Annotated in this window: 11 protein-coding genes; 10 read left to right on the top strand and 1 reads right to left on the bottom strand. The window is 38.1% G+C overall.

Going from position 1 to position 16744, the window contains the following annotated elements; translation table 11 throughout:
- Positions 1-32: 32 nt before the first annotated feature.
- Complete coding sequence (locus tag BBI00_RS09620) at positions 33-1235, bottom strand: C1 family peptidase (protein WP_065398559.1); 1203 nt, start codon at positions 1233-1235, stop codon at positions 33-35.
- Between the two features lie 209 nt (positions 1236-1444).
- On the opposite strand from BBI00_RS09620, the gene BBI00_RS09615 reads away from it, so the two are divergent.
- The 10 genes from BBI00_RS09615 to BBI00_RS09570 all read left to right on the top strand — a co-directional run bounded on the left by BBI00_RS09615 (position 1445) and on the right by BBI00_RS09570 (position 16743).
- Positions 1445-1963 carry an RNA polymerase sigma factor gene (locus BBI00_RS09615; RefSeq protein WP_065398558.1) on the top strand — a complete coding sequence of 173 codons (519 nt, stop codon included), beginning with the start codon at positions 1445-1447 and terminating at the stop codon, positions 1961-1963.
- Between the two features lie 12 nt (positions 1964-1975).
- Positions 1976-4273 carry a T9SS type A sorting domain-containing protein gene (locus BBI00_RS09610; protein WP_065398557.1) on the top strand — a complete coding sequence of 766 codons (2298 nt, stop codon included), beginning with the start codon at positions 1976-1978 and terminating at the stop codon, positions 4271-4273.
- Positions 4274-4343: 70 nt separating this feature from the next.
- The gene (locus BBI00_RS09605; protein WP_065398556.1) at positions 4344-7115 is read left to right on the top strand and encodes a hypothetical protein; all 2772 of its coding nucleotides are present in this window, start codon (positions 4344-4346) and stop codon (positions 7113-7115) included.
- A gap of 3 nt (positions 7116-7118) precedes the next feature.
- Complete coding sequence (locus BBI00_RS09600; RefSeq protein WP_065398555.1) at positions 7119-11633, top strand: TonB-dependent receptor plug domain-containing protein; 4515 nt, start codon at positions 7119-7121, stop codon at positions 11631-11633.
- A gap of 56 nt (positions 11634-11689) precedes the next feature.
- A complete protein-coding gene (locus tag BBI00_RS09595; protein ID WP_065398554.1) occupies positions 11690-13609 on the top strand; it encodes a vWA domain-containing protein in 1920 nt (639 codons plus the stop codon).
- A 116-nt stretch (positions 13610-13725) separates the two neighbouring features.
- Complete coding sequence (locus BBI00_RS09590) at positions 13726-14229, top strand: GbsR/MarR family transcriptional regulator (protein WP_065398553.1); 504 nt, start codon at positions 13726-13728, stop codon at positions 14227-14229.
- A gap of 73 nt (positions 14230-14302) precedes the next feature.
- On the top strand, positions 14303-14647 hold the full coding sequence (locus tag BBI00_RS09585; protein ID WP_065398552.1) for a hypothetical protein: 345 nt from the start codon (positions 14303-14305) through the stop codon (positions 14645-14647).
- A 7-nt stretch (positions 14648-14654) separates the two neighbouring features.
- The gene (locus BBI00_RS09580) at positions 14655-15056 is read left to right on the top strand and encodes a hypothetical protein (RefSeq protein ID WP_065399693.1); all 402 of its coding nucleotides are present in this window, start codon (positions 14655-14657) and stop codon (positions 15054-15056) included.
- A 79-nt stretch (positions 15057-15135) separates the two neighbouring features.
- Positions 15136-15948 (top strand): DCC1-like thiol-disulfide oxidoreductase family protein, encoded by an 813-nt coding sequence (locus tag BBI00_RS09575; protein ID WP_065398551.1) that lies wholly within the window; start codon positions 15136-15138, stop codon positions 15946-15948.
- 12 nt (positions 15949-15960) lie between these two features.
- Positions 15961-16743, top strand: a complete 783-nt coding sequence (locus BBI00_RS09570; protein ID WP_065398550.1) for a fatty acid desaturase family protein — start codon at positions 15961-15963, stop codon at positions 16741-16743.
- Position 16744: the final 1 nt, after the last annotated feature.

Below are 16744 nucleotides of genomic sequence, written 5' to 3'. Positions count from 1 at the left end.
ACTGCCGTTACAAAGGCAGAAGTGATTTTTTATTATAAACCAATATTTTTAGTTGGCTTCAGTTGCTTCAGAATATTTTTCGGAATTGCATTTTTGTGTACTAAAATTGCAGTAGATTTATATTCCACATATGGTCTTGTTACATAAAGGTATCCTGCGAAATCATTTGTTACCCCCCAGGAGTTTTTCACCATATAATATTCTTTACCGGTCTGGTCTTTAGCCAAACCTACGATGTGCATACCGTGGTCATCGGTTGTAGAAAGATTGTTAAGGCCTTTCTGACGCATATCTTCAGTAATGGTTTTATCCTTTTTAGGTTCTGTGAACAAAGTCTGCTTATTATCAGCATTGATCTGGTCCAGGTCCATATCCGGAACATACGCTACCCCGTTTTTGTAAGAGAAATAAGGTTCTGAAACGTCAGTTGCCCAACCTACAGAATATCCTTTAGTTACAGCATTGTCAATAATTTCTGTAAGATCTTTCATCTGAACGTTCCAGTCAGAATCGTGGCTCCAGTTATCAGGAATCGGAACTACAAATTTCTGATAGTATGGATAATCTTTGTAAGAAGACAATTCTACATAATCTTCAGGATTAATTCCTACTACTTCCTTAGCAAATGTCTTTGGAGTATAGTTTTTCCCTTCATAAGTGAAGTTTGCAGGTACTTTTCCTAAATATTCGTCAAGGATCGCATCTACGGAGTCCATCCAGTTATCTGTAAGTTTTCCTTTAGAAGAGGCCTGTACAAGGCTGTCAAGAACCGGCTTCAGTTTCCCCTGCATCTCTTTGAAGTTGTTGGTCGTCTGGCCAGCTTTTAATCCGGTATATACATCCTGAGGAACCGCACCGTATTTTTTGTACATGTTGATTACATCGTGAAGCTCACCTCCGTCACCCCAGCTGATGGCTCCGTTATTCAATACATATAACTTCGCTTTATCATGATAAGAGTTTCTGGCTGTAAAAATTTCAGCAAGATCTACAGGTTTTTTACCCATTCTCTGCATTTCAGATTCAAGGAAAGAGTTTCCCGAGTAGCTCCAGCATGTTCCTGATGAACCCTGGTTCTTTACAGAAGTTGCACCAACGTCTTTCAGCGTTGTGAACTGGAAATTAGCATTTTGTGAGTGGTTGTTTTTTAACTTGTTGATTAAGTCATCCTGGGCAAACATCATACTTCCTGCAGACAAAACAAAAAGTAATGATGCAATTTTGGCATTTTTCATTACTATAAAAAGATTATTTACGTTAATAGTCGTTAATAACAGAGATTTGTTACAAAAGGAAAAGTTAAATGTAGAATTAAAGTTTTTTAAGAAAAAGTAAAGAAAGCGCATCTGCTGATTGCTCCAATTACCTTAATTTAGAAAAAAGTTTACCATGTTTCCAACCCATCCGGAAATTCCCGCATCTATACTCATATAACCTCCTGACTATGGAACGAGAATTATTATTAGAATGTCAGCGGAACGACCGCAATGCGCAGCGGAAGGTCTACGAGAAAATGGCGGGCAGGCTGTATTCAGTCTGCAGACGCTACCTGAAAAACGATGAAGATATTGAAGAAGTATTGGCCGATACGTTCTACAAGATTTTTATGAAGATCAGCCAGCTTCAGAATCCGGATACTTTCGAAGCCTGGGCCAGAAAAATTACCGTGAATGAGTGTCTTCAGAAGTTACGCGCCAATAAATCATTATTTATCTCTCTGGAAGAAAATAAGATAGATGCTCCCGAAAGCAATACAGAAGACCTTTCCCTGGAAAAAGATATCCTCAATCTGCTGAATTTCCTCCCGGAAGGCTGCAGGGCTATTTTTAACCTTTTTGCCATTGAAGGCTATCCTCATAAAGAAATAGCAACGATGCTTTCCATCAGCGAAGGGACCTCAAAATCCCAGCTCAATTTTGCGAGGAAAAAACTGCAGGAACTTCTGGTGAATCAAAACATTTAAACTTTTACAACAATGGAAAATAATCATATAGATCAACAATTCAATGAAGCTTCGAGGCTTTCAGAAGAGCCAACGGTTTTTCCGGGTTTTGAAAAAGTGTGGGAAAAAGTTGAAGAGAAGCTGGATACTCCAAAAGAGAAAAAGAAAATAATTCCTCTCTGGTTTCCTTATGGGATTGCTGCCAGTCTTATTATTGGTTTGGGAGCCTTCTATTTTATGAATAAAAAAGATACTGCTGAGCTTATGAAGCCGGTAATCGCTGAAAGTAAAACAGCACCTGCCCCGGTTTCCAATACAGATATTGCAACAATTGACCAGATAACAAAAGAAAATATTCAGAAAGAGAAAAAGAATGCGAAGCCTGTAATAGAAAAACTGGCTGTAAATTCAATTTCAGTTCCTGTTTCGAGGCCGGCTCCGGTAGTTTCACCATTAGACGCCGTTTCATCATCACGGGAAGATATGCCGCCTCCGCCAATTGAACGTCATATGGAGACTTCAGGTGGGGTGGTTAAGAATATAGAAGAGGTCGTGGTAATGGGGTATAAGGCTACTGTTAAGCGGGAAAAAAGTATAACATCATCCAGTACGGTTGTTGCCTCAACCGAAACCACTCTAGCCAAAGAACTAAGCGGGAAAGTTGCCGGCTTATCAGTTTCTGGATCAGGAAAAGAGATGAAAGTGATGATCAGGGGAATGAGTTCTGTAGCAGGAAGTTCGGCAAAACCATTGGTAATTGTTAATGGAAAACCTGCCAATATGGAAATTATAAAAATTCTGGATCCGGAACGCATTAAGAAAATGTCTGTAATGAAAGGTGCTGAAGCTGCTGCAATATTCGGAAGCAAAGCAAGTAACGGAGTCATCATTATAAAAACAAAACGTCTCCGTAGGGCAGAAAGGGAAAAGTTTAATGAATTATTGGCAAAAGGAACAGATGAATCTGTGAAAGAACCTGTTGAAGAGGCTGAAGAAGATCTCCCAAAAGCAGGGCAGCTGACAGGAGGAGAGGTGAATGATTTTTCTAAATGGGATTACTGGAAGGATGTTGCCGTTCCTGAACTCGACCGTTATAAAAATACCTGGAAGTTTTTTCCTGACAGAAGGGTTTCCGTTCAGCTGGTAAATAAAGATAAAAAACCGGTAGTAGGCGAAAAAGTTAAGCTGCTGGATGATAAGAAGAATGTCATTTGGGAGGCCGTTTCTGATAATTTAGGAAATGCTGAATTATGGATCAGCCCAATGCTCAATGAAAGCTCAGATTCCGGTAAATATTATCTGGCAGATGGTTCCGGGCAGATGATAAGTTCCAATATCAGAGAATTTAAAAACGGTCAGAATGTAATTGTCCTCAATAAAACCTGTCTGGAAAAACGAAAACTGGACCTTGCTTTTGTGGTGGATGCTACAGGTTCCATGGGAGATGAGATTTCTTATCTGCAGTCTGAACTGCTGGACGTTCTGAAGAAGGTGGAAACGAAATTAAGCAATACAGAAGTGAGATACGGATCAGTATTTTACAGGGATAATGGAGATGAATATGTGACCCGGAAATTCGATTTTTCTGACAGAGCGGAAGATTTAATAGGCTTTATCAAAAAGCAGAAAGCCAGTGGCGGTGGAGATACTCCGGAGGCTGTTGTGGAAGCCATGCAGGTTTCTATTGATGAACTGAAATGGAGTCATGAAAATTCAACCAAAATTATGTTTTTGATTTTGGATGCCCCCCCCCATCAGTCAGAAGAAAATACAAAAAAACTGTATGATAAAATAAAAAGTGCAGCTAAAAAAGGAATTACCATTATCCCGCTGGCAGCAAGTGATACCGGTAAAGAAACAGAATATCTGATGAGAACATTTGCATTGCTTACCAACGGTACCTATACATTCCTGACGAATGACAGCGGAATAGGGAATGATCACATAAAGCCTACTGCAGCATCTTATGAGGTTGAGAAACTTAACGACCTGTTGTTAAGGCTTATTCTTCAAAGAGCCACCCTTCCGGAGTGCAGCAAAGGAATTTCTAATCAAAATCTTAATAAAAAGATGGAAACCGAAATTGACAATCAGCCTGATAGCAGAACCGTTGTATTTCCGAATCCTACAAAAGGTCCTGTTCATATCAAAACAAAAAAGGCTGTTGATGAGCTTTTTGTCTATGATATAGCCGGGAAAATTATCATGCGGAAAGAACATCTGGGTGAAGGTAAAAACACTATTGACATGACCTCATATCCACAAGGTATTTACCTGCTTCGGATCCGATCCGATGAGGTTTGGGAAACCTTTAAGGTCATCAGAAACTAAATTACAATCAAAAAAAAGAAATTTCCCCGGGAATTTCTTTTTTTCTTTATCTTGAAGCATATTTTGATGGATGAAAAAAAGCTACTTACTGCTGTTGTCTTTTACCATTACCGGATTACAGGCACAGAATTCACAACTCTATTATTCAGGAACATTTTTAGGAACTAAAAATAAGGCTCAGAACTTTCTGAAAGTGTATAATAAAAACACAGGGATCTACGAACTTACTGATGAAAAAGGTTTTGCCATCATTGCTGCAAAGCCTTATGATACACTGACATGGAATCAGGGTAAAAGTATGCTGGTAATCTCGTCTTATCAGCTGAAAGAGCTGGAAACCATTTTAAAAGATCAGCTGGATGAAAAGTATGTAAGCAGTATTCACAGTAAAGCTTATGACAGCCTGACCTCAAAGAATATAAAAGATCATTTCAGTATTGAAAATGCCGGAACAGTTTTAAGCAAAGGATCTGATCATTATCTAAATAATGTAAGAAAACTGAAACAGCGGAATGACAGTACTTATATCCTGAAGGATCTCAACAGGACAACCTTATATTTTAACGGAAGCTTTACCACCTCTGTTGAAGTTAAAAACAGAAATGTAATTCCTAAAATTCAGCATCAGTATGTACAGGGAAGGTCTGAAAACGGAAACCTTGTATGGAAAGGGCCGGAAACAAATGAGCTGTTCAGTTTCGGCCCGGATATTTCTACACTGGCATTGGACGGTCAGCCTTATGCCTATGATCAGAATGGTAGACTGGTCCGATGGATAGATGGATTGCAACGGGCAAAAGGATATGATAATGATCTTTTTAAGACAATTGTAGGATACAGTAACCGGCTTAATGCAAATCTTTTTATAAAAGAAGAATACCTTGAAAAGTTCAGGCTGTCTTTTGATCTGGGGCAGCAAAAGGACCAGATGTATTTTATGGATCAGTTTAACAATACCCATACCTTCAAAACAAAACTTACTGCCAATCTGGGAGGTTATTTCATCAATATGGCCTTCAATTATGAAGAAAATAAAGCCACAAATGGTAACAGAGCAGGTTTTTTTAACAGAGTATATCAGAATGCACTGCTGACCCCTGTTTCATTTTCCAATGCACAACAGCTGCTGTTAAATGACGGTTCACAGAGAAGTTATAGCCAGTATGCAGATAACCCTTCATTTCTTCTGATGCAGAATAATCAATATCACTATCTGAATAATCAAAGGCAGGTTAACTTCAGTGCAGCTAAGTCGTGGAAGGATTTTAAACTGAATATCGCTCAATCTTACGAGAACAATAGTATCTGGAACCTGGACATGTATAAACCATCAACTTACGGATTCAGCAATGGGATTTCCAATGAAAGAAAACAGGATAACAGCCTGTATTACTCCAATATACAAGCTGGGTACACACTGCCGGGATTTTATGATTTTAAAAATAGTTTTCTCTTTAATTTTATATTAAATGATAAAAAATCGGAGGTTTATAACAGTCTGACAGATCGGAAATACAGCTATCTAAGGACTTCACAGGATTATATACTGAATTATAATATGGAAATCTACGATGGTGATTTTGAAGCCGGAGTCAATCTTGGAAATTCATTTTATATTTCCAATACATCGGATAAAAACAGCTATTGGCTTCCACAGGCTAATGCTTATGTGAAGTTTGCAGATATTTTCAACTGGAATCGTTTTAATTTTAAAATTCTGGGAAGCTATACCCGTTTAAGTTCCGAACCGGAAATCACAAGGTCTTATGCGTTTTATACAACTACTTTACTGAAAGCAGAGAACAATAGCCAATATTTTCCAATCCGGGAAGTGGAAACTTTCAGGGGACTGTCCAATATCAATACTGTAGAATGGAAAGCAGGTGCCAGAGTGAATATCGGGTATCATTTTAGTCTGGAAGGAGAATATTTCAAAAGGAAAATTCAGGATGATGTTTTCCCCCTGTTTGAAAATAATCAGCTGAAACTAAAAAATATGGCGGACCATACCTATAACGGATATGAATTCAACCTTACCTCTGACCGGCTGCGTTTAGGCTATGATTTCTTTACAACCAACAGAATTTCATTTTTTAAATACAGGGATATTGTGGATCGTGTTGCTTCAGGGTATAATAATACTGCCGTTTCAGGATTTCAGGATATTTACAAAACACTGACAGAAGGAGAGGTGCTCGGTGCGATCAGGGGAAGTTATTATGAACGGAATGCCAACGGGCAGTTGATCATTGATGAACACGGCTTTCCTCAAAAAGCAGCAGGCATGAAGATTATAGCAGATCCTACTCCTGATTTCGTCATGAAATTCAATCATAACTTCACTTACAAAAGGTTTTCTTTGGATATTAACTGGGAATGGCGAAAAGGTGGTCAGGTCTGGAATGGTACTGAAGCTGTTCTTGACTATTATGGCCGTTCTTATACATCCGGTGAAGAGAGGAATATTAAAAATTATGTTTTTCAGGGTGTACATTCTGATGGAAATACCAATCAGATTCCTGTAGACTTTTATGATCCCGGCAGGAGTGTCCGGGAAAACAGATGGTCAAGGTACGGCTACCCGGGAGTAGCGGAAAATTATATTCAAAAGGCAGATTATATAAGGATCAATAATATTTCCCTGTCTGCAGGCTTTCCTATTAATCACGGTCAGCGGTCATTAAAATTTACTTTTTACACCAATAATATTATGCTTTGGCAGGCAAAAACAGGAACAGATCCCAACCAGACTTTTTACGAAACAGAAAATGGAAGAGGGCTGGACTTCTTCAATCTTCCTTCTTTTAAAACATTTGGCTGTATCGTTTCATTCAAATTTTAACCTATGAATCTCAAATTTATATCATATATCATTGTTTGCTGCATTATATTCTCAGCTGTTTCAGTAAAGGGACAGAATATCATACAGGACTTCCAAAAGGAAAAGACTTACATTCAGACCAATCATGTTTTTTATAAGCCGGGAGAAGGAATGTATTTTAAAATCTACGTTGTGAAAGGAGAAGACAACCTTCCGGCAGAAGACAGCAGGGTTGTCAATTTTGAAATTCTTGATCCGGGCGGAAGTGTAGTGAAAAAAATGAAATATGAGATCACCAACGGCTACGCTCAGGGCTATTTCCATTTTTCTGATGATATGAAAGGAGGAATCTATAAGATCAGAGCCTACACCAACTGGATGCAGAATGAACAGGATAAAAATGTATTTGAAAAGGAGATTACCCTTCAGAAAATTGTATCTCCGAGGATCTTAATGAAGCTTGACTTCCCCAAAAAAGGCTATGGACCGGGAGATGAGGTGACAGCGGATTTTTCTATGCGAAGCCTGGCTAATTTACCCATTCCCTTTTATGAAGCGGAATATACGGTAATGCACAACGGGGAAACGGTTTCAGATGGAAAATTGATCACAGATAAAGACGGGAAAAAAATCTTGAAATTTAAACTTCCTCCAGTACTCAAATCCGCTGATGCCCTGTTGAATATTAAAGTGAACTTTGATGGCTTCACAGAATCGGTTTCCCGGAATATTCCGGTTGTCTTAAATCATCTCGACGTCAGACTGATGCCGGAAGGAGGAATGCTGATCAATGGGATAGAACAAAACATAGCCTTTAAAATCCTGGATGAATTTGAACAGCCTGTAGATGCGGTTTTAGGAATTTACAATCAGAATCATCAAAAAATAAAAGAAGTTTCCGCTTATAACTTTGGAATGGGAAGTTTCCTTTTTACCCCTCAGAAAGAAGAAACCTATTATGCCAAGGTTCTGAAGCCGGAAAATATAGAGCAGACATATCATTTTCCCCTTGCCCAGAATGACGGCGTAGTGCTGAATATCAGACAAGAAAACGGATTGCTGCACTTTAAGTTGGCTTCTACTAAGGAGAGAAGTATTATCATTAAAGGAAGCTTTCGTGGAAAGGAAGTTTACAGCAAATCCCTTCTGTTGAAAAATGGCTCAGGTTCATTGGAGGTATCTGAAAAAGAATTTCCAACAGGGATTATCAGATTCACCGTTCTGGAAAATAATGCAGCGCTTGCAGAACGTATTGTTTTTACCAATAAAATCAATCAGCTTACCATAAAGGTAGAACCTGTAAAACAATATTATCAGCCCAGGGAAAAAGTGGTCCTGAATATTGTAACTACAGATGGAAATAACAAACCGGTTCCTGCTAATCTTGCTCTGAGTGTAGTGGATGATAAGCTGTGGACCTATGCTGATGATAAACAAAACCATATCGTTTCATGGCTGCTGATGGATTCTGAGTTGAGAGGTAAGATTGAAAAACCGCAGTTTTATTTCGATAAAAAAGAAGAAAAAGCAGACAAAAGCCTTGATCTTGTCATGCTGACCAATGGATACAGATACTTCGGGCTTCTTCCGGAAATTATAAAAAACAATCAATACAGATATCTGCCCGAAAAAAAGAATACAGTCTACGGAACAGTAGAAGATGAAAAGAAGAATCCTGTACAAGCGGAAGTTTTTCTGGTAGATATCCGTAGAGGTAAAATTCTCAGACAGGCAACTACGGAAAATGGTAAATTTTATTTTTCAGATTTAAATGCAGACGGCTCGTATAGAATCATTGCCAAATCCTTCCTGCCTAAACACAGGGTTAAAATCAGGATTCTGTCTTATCATCTGGATATTAACCCTCTGGTGAAGCAAAAACTGAATAATATAGATGTAGAGGAAATTATAAGAGAGGCAGAACGTAAAGAAGCAACAAAAAAGGAGCCTAAAGAAGTAAGTAAGACTCCTCAACGTAGTAAAACAAAATCAGATACAGTCAGAAGCAGTCGGATCGAAGAGGTTATTATGGTAGGATATTATTCTATTAAAAAAGAAAATAAGGCCAATTCTGTCACTTTATTATCGGCTTCTCCGGAAATTCAGAATCCTGATGTCACTTCATTATTAAGCGGAAAAGTAGCAGGAATAGCAATCACATCCACAGTCCAGCCGGGAACCGGCGGCGAGGTACATATAAGAGGTGCAGCTTCGGTTGCCAATAAAACCCCGTTATTTGTCGTTGACGGAATTCCTGTAGAAAATTTTAAGACAACCATAAACCCCAATGATATCAGCAGTATTACAGTACTCAAAGATGCTGCAGCTACAGCCATCTACGGGAGCAGGGCTGTGAATGGAGCCATTCTCATTAATTCTTTTAAAAATAATAATGCTGAGAATAAATGGGACATCACCCCGAAATCCTATTTTGCGGTAGAAGTGATACCGGCCGGGAATCTGACCGATTTCTCAGAGAACCGGCAATTTGCCTACCCCGAATATAAAACCACCAATACTTCCTATAGATTTGATTACAGAGAAGCTTTATACTGGAATCCTGTGGTAGAGACCGATAAAAATGGTAAAGCAAAAGTTGAATTCTATAATTCTGATGCCAGTTCTACATTCAGAGTGATGGCAGAAGGTATTTCTGCAACCGGGAACGTTGGAAGAAGTGAAATGACGTATGCAGTACAGAGTACGATCTCAATAGATGCTAAAATTCCACAGTACCTGACAAGAACAGACCAGATGCTTATTCCGGTGGTAGTAAAAAATAATTCCCCTGAAACCAGAAATATGACAATGGAAGTTATTGTCCCGAATCATGTTAAACTGGTGCAGGCCGACAGCCTGATTACGCTGAAGCCGATGGAGTCCGGAAGATTATTTGTAAGGATACAGACCGATGAGGTGGTCAGTTCCAATATTCAGTTTACCGTAAGATCCGGAGATTTCAGGGAAACTATGATCTTACCGTTTCAGGTAGAAGAAAAAGGCTTTCTCCACCGCTACTCACTGATCAATAATACAACTGAAGAGATCCGGATCAATATTCCTGAATATATCAATGGCAGTATGCTTTCTTATTATTATGTATTTGAAAATGCTGCATTTCAGATGTTTGAAGATCTGGAGAGGCTGAAGAAAGAGCCCTATGGATGTTTTGAACAGCTTTCTTCAACAGTATATCCTAATATTTTCATTCTGGATTATTTAAAGTCAGTCAGAAAAATTGATGCATCCACCGAAAATCTTGTGGTAAAAAACTTAAAGAAAGGATTTCAGAAACTGCTGAGCTATAAAAATAAAGACGGAGGTTTTGGATATTTCAGGACTATGGAATCTGATGTGGCCCTTTCCGCATTTACTTTACTGGAATTTACGGAACTGAGGAAATATGTGGCGGTAGATCCGAAACTGATTCAGGGGCTTTATTCATTTATTCTGTCAAAGAAAAGCGGAAACGGATTATTTGAAGTGAGAAGAAGCTATGAAGCGGGAAAAGAGTATTCGGAGCAGATGTGGTCCGGGAATATGTATGTTTTGTATGCTTTGTCAAAATTCGGTATAAAGGATGAAATTGAAGACTCCTATAAAGTAATGCTGAGACGGGCACTGGCAACAAAGGATACTTATCAGCTGGCATTATTGGCCAATGCTTCTGCCAATCTTGGAAAACATAAAGAATATGAGGAGTTGATGATGATTCTTGAGAAACAATATGAAACCGGAACTACAGAGTCTCATACTACTTTTACCGGCTCAGGGGGTATTTCTGCAAATGCAGAAGCACTTTCTCTCTATATGATGGCGTTGCAGAAAGATGAAAAATTGAATCATCTGAAAATTGCAAAGGCTGCAGGTCAGCTTATTTCCTATAACGGATATTACGGATTTGGTTCTACCCAGGCCACGGGTCTGGCAATAGAAGCTTTATCTGAATTCTTCTCAAAAAATGAAAAACTTTATGGAAATGAAAGACCCGATATTAAAATAAACGGAGCTTCAGTTTTACCCGGGATCAGTGCTGCATCAGCTTATAAAACAGGGGAAAATCATATCCGTGTACAGTATCCGGCTTCAAAAGGACTTCCTTACAGGCTGGATTACGAATACTATACTCTGCAACCACCCGTAAGCACTGATATTCCTGTAACCATGGAGACCCGGCTGAAATCTGCTCAGTATAAAGTAGGAGAAACGGGCAGAATGACCGTTACTATTAAAAATAAAGTGAATAACCAGCTTCCCATGACAGTTGCCAAAATAGGCATTCCTGCAGGATTGACATTACAAAATGCTTTATTGAAAGATATGGTTGATAAAAAGCAGGTTTCTTTCTATGAAATTTTTGATAATTACCTTGTATTGTACTGGGAACGCCTGGAAGCTGAAGAAACAAAGGTGATCAACCTCGATCTGAAAGTGGAATTTGCAGGAGACTACACCGCAAAATCAGGCAACATTTATCTGTATTATATGCCGGAATCCAAATATTGGAATGAAGGAATTCCTGTCAAAATTGAACCTTAAAAAGACATTAGAAACTTTGAATTTATTTTAATAATTTCCCCCAAAATTAAAACCGGATGAAGAAAATAATAATAACCATGTCTGGGCTTGTCATATTGGCAGGCTGTAAAACTCAAAAAACTTCAGGAACAGCAACAGAATCTAAAACCTACAGCATCAGAAAAGATAAAGATCAGGACGGTATTCCTAATAAATCAGATCAATGTCCCGAGATTGCCGGACCGGTAGAAAATAACGGTTGTCCATGGCCGGATACGGATAATGATACCGTAATTGACAAAGATGATGCATGTCCTACCGTAGCAGGACCACCGGAAAATAATGGCTGCCCATGGCCGGATACGGATGGTGACGGAATTTTGGATAAAGACGATGCCTGTCCTACAGTTCCGGGGATGCCGGAATATAATGGCTGTCCGAAACCGAAAACGTCAGTTGCTTATGAAGTATCAAATCGTATCGGGCGAAGTCCATATATGCAATCTGAAAGAGTTTATGAAAATCATGTCGGTGGAAAAAAGAAGGTTTCCAAAACAGTAAAAAAAACAGTTAAAAGAAATACAGACGATTATGATGAAGAGTATGCAGCGCTTATAGAGAATTCGTTTGAACTTACAAAAAATCAGCCTCTGTCTACTTTCTCTATAGATGTAGATAACGCTTCTTATTCCAATATCAGGAGAATGATTAACGATGAAGGTACAGTGAATAAAAATGCGGTAAGAGTAGAAGAAATGATCAATTATTTTACCTATAATTATCCACAGCCCGAAAAAGGAACTCCATTTTCCATTAATACAGAATACGGGAACAGTCCGTGGAATCCCAATCACAAGCTGTTGAAAATAGGATTACAGGGAAAAAAAATTCCAATGGATAATCTTCCGGCATCCAATATTATTTTTCTGATTGATGTTTCGGGATCTATGAATCAGGAAAATAAACTGCCATTACTGAAGTCTTCATTCAAAATTTTATTGGATCAGCTAAGACCTCAGGATAAAGTCGGAATAGTGGTATATGCAGGGAGCGCAGGAACGGTACTGGAACCTACTTCAGCCCAAGATAAAAAAGTGATTACAGATGCGTTAGACAATCTTCAGGCTGGAGGAAGCACAGCTGGTGGACAGGGAATTGAGCTGGCCTATAAACTGGCACAGGAAAACTTTATAAAAGGAGGAAATAACAGAGTCATTTTAGCCACAGACGGAGATTTCAATGTAGGCGAGTCTTCCGAAGCTGATCTGGAATCATTGATTGAAGAAAAAAGGAAAACAGGGATTTTTCTTACCTGCCTGGGCTATGGAATGGGGAATTACAAAGATAATATAATGGAAACTCTCGCAGATAAAGGAAATGGAAACTATGCGTATATTGATAATATACAGGAAGCCAATAAATTCCTGGGAAGAGAATTTGCAGGTACGATCTATACCATTGCTAAAGATGTCAAAATTCAGATTGAATTTAATCCCAATTTTGTAAAGTCTTACCGTCTGATAGGCTATGAAAACAGGAAATTAAGAAATGAAGACTTTGTGAATGATAAAATAGATGCCGGAGAATTAGGTAGCGGACATACTGTTACTGCTTTATACGAAATTATACCGGTAGGAACAGAATCAGAATTCTTACCTAAAGAAAATAAACTGAAGTATTCTTCAACTTCCAAAACAAAGAATTTTGGTAATGAACTGGCTACTGTGAAATTCCGATACAAAAAACCGGATGGAAATAAGAGCAGTGAGATAACAAAAGTGATAAAAAAGTCTGATATGGCAGCAAAGGAAAGTTCTGATTTTAAATTTGCTTCTTCAGTAGCATGGTTTGGATTGGTATTGAGAGATTCAAAATTGATTAAAAATAAAAATATTGGGAAGATCAAACAACTGGCAAAAGAAGGAAAAGGTAAAGATAAAGAAGGATATAGAGCAGAATTTATCGAGCTGACAGAAAAATATAAAACCAACAAATAAGCTGTTAAACAGGCATTCCAAAAAATGTCTGTTTAATTTTAAAATTAACTTTCAAAAATTATTGAAAATTCGGAAAATATAATTACATTTGTATCAGAAACCTAAAAGTAAAAAAAATGCAGCTTTCAGAAGCAAAAGAAAAGTATATTCAGACATGGGGAACCTTTGCGACGAACTGGGGAATCAACCGTACGATGGCACAGGTGCATGCATTGCTTTTGGCAAGTGGTAAGCCGCTTTCTACAGATGAGGTAATGGAAGAGCTGGAAATTTCAAGAGGAAATGCCAATATGAATCTCAGAGCCCTTATAGATTGGGGAATTGTAAGGAAAGAATTTATAAAAGGAGATAGAAAAGAATACTTCGTAGCAGAAAAAGATGTCTGGTATCTTTTCAAGCAGATCACCAAAGAGCGCAGAAAAAGAGAGATAGAACCTGTCATTTCTTTTCTGGAAGAATTAAAGAATATTGATGATCAGGATTCCGAAGAAGCCAAAGAATTTATCAGATTAATGAATGATTTCAGCTCAGTAACCGGAAAGATCAATAATATAATGGACCTTGCCATAAAAAGCGATGATCACTGGCTGGTAGGGAAGATTACCAACCTGTTGAAATAAAATAAAGAGGATGAAAATCCTTTTTTATTTCAAATGAACTTTCAAAAATTATTGAAAATATAATATATTTAAAATGTTCAATATTGTTTCATATATACTTTTCCTCGGTATCAGTTCGTATATCACGATTGATGTAGGAAGAAGGTGCTTTCAGGCAGGAACAGCGTATCTGAAATATTTACTTCATGATGACCAGCTTTGTCTTACAGTCAACAGGATACTGCTTGGGTGTTATTATCTGGTTAATCTGGGGTATATCGCAATGAATCTTGCTTCATGGGAGAAAGTGAATAATATTGAAGAGTTGATCAGAATTACTGCTGTAAGAGTAGGAAGTATCGTTTTGATTCTTTGTGTATTACATTACCTGAACATTTTCGCCCTGTACTTTTTGAGAAAAAAAATAACCTTAAAATAATATGATTATGGAAACTGCCGCTTTAACCACGACGTACAATTTTTCTGCTTACATGATTTATCTGCCCGTTGTCATCACCCTTACTGTCATTGTTTCTCAGTTTTTGTTTAAAAACTCAAAAGCATTTATGATTGATATATTTCATCAGAAAAAAGACATAGCAATGGCTACCAACACGCTCTTTAAAATTGGGTTCTACCTTTTAAATATTGGTTTCGCCCTTTCTTTTATAGAATTCTTCCGCATTGAAACAGTAGAAAATCTGGTGGTAGCCCTAAGCAGAAAGATCGGAGGATTTTCAATCTACCTGGGAATCATGATGCTGCTCAACCTGCTGCTGTTCCTGAAAGGACGTAAACACGCATTAAATAAAGAAATCCAAATCAAAAATGAAAACATTACTCTTTAAAATCTGGATGTACTTTACTTTCAAAGTACAGCATAAAAGAACCAGAGGAGATTTCCTTAATCTTTAAAATAAAAACGTGATGAAAACTCTCAGAAACCATACCCTGATCTACGATAAAGAATGCCCGATGTGTGCGCTTTATTCCAAAGCCTTTACCCAATGCGGAATGCTTGATGAAAACGGAAGGGAAGCTTTCACTGAAATATCTTTAAGAAACAGAACCCTGGTTGATTTTAACAGGGCCAAAAATGAGATTGCTCTCATAGACCACAACAGGAATAAGGTAGTGTATGGACTAGACAGCCTTCTTCTGATCATTGGGAACTCCTTTCCGCTATTAGAGAAAACAGCCAGAATACAGCCCTTATACTGGTTTTTCAAAAGACTGTATTCCTTTGTATCTTACAACCGTAAACAGATCATTCCATCGATGAAAAATGATGATGAAAAATCCTGTATTCCTGATTTTAACCTGAAATACAGAATCGCTTACATTGTCTTTACAGTGATTTTCTCAGCCTATATTTTAAGCATGTTTTCAGGAAAAATGGGATTGAATTTAAAGCCTGATTTTGGAAGGGAATTTACCATTTGTTTGGCACAGATCCTTTGGCAGACCATTTTTCTGAGAATGTACCTGAAAGACAGGATCTGGGATTACCTCGGAAATATGATGACCGTTTCTTTGATGGGAACACTCCTCTTAATTCCTGCCTTGCTGACCAGTTTTACCCCGGTTTTCTATCTTATTTATTTCGGAATTGTAGTACTCATCATGTTTCTGGAACATCTGAGAAGGTGCCGGATCTTAGAACTGAATTATTATCCTACCATTTCATGGATTCTCTTCAGACTGACAGCTTTAGCCATCATTATTGTAACAACCATTTAAAAAAAATAAAACATGAACCATCTTGAACTCATAAGAACTGTTGAATGGAAAGACCTCCGGAAACTTTCAGTCAAAGAAATGCTGATCGAAAACAATATCAGCCTGCCGTGGCTTTTCATATCCCTGTTTTTAGCTTTTAACGGATATTATGGCCTTGCTTTACCATTCTCAGGATTCTATTTCCTGACAGCATTGAGACAGGTACACAATGGCTTTCACAACTCCCTGGGAACCGGAAAATGGCTGACATGGCTGTCTCTGTACCTGAACAGTCTTACGATGATGGCTTCCATTCATGCCGTAAAGTTTAACCATATCAGACACCATAAATTCTGCCTTTCCGAAGAAGATTATGAAGGAAAATCAGCAGCGATGAAATGGTATGAAGCAATTCTTTACGGCCCGAAACATATGTTCCTGATTCACTGGATCACCTTTAAAAAAGCAAATAAAACCTACCGGAAAAATATGTATCTGGAGCTGGTTTCCATAGCGTTATTAATCACTGTTGCGTTTTATTTTCAGATTCACTTTCTGATGTACCATATACTGGTCATGATTTTCGGTGAATTTCTGATGGCCTTTTTCGCAGTATGGACTGTGCACCATGATACCCATGAAACCCCTGATATCGCAAGAACCCAACGTGGATTCTGGAAAAATAAACTGACCTTCAGTATGTTTTACCATATGGAGCATCATCTTTTTCCTGCAGTTCCTACGATCAAGCTCCCGGAACTGGCAGAAAGAATAGACAAGACCTTACCGGAACTCAATAAAAAACAAACCTTTTGAA

Source organism: Chryseobacterium arthrosphaerae (genome assembly GCF_001684965.1).
In the GTDB taxonomy this organism is placed as follows: Bacteria; Bacteroidota; Bacteroidia; order Flavobacteriales; family Weeksellaceae; genus Chryseobacterium; species Chryseobacterium arthrosphaerae.
This window is presented reverse-complemented; position numbering and strand designations above follow the sequence as displayed.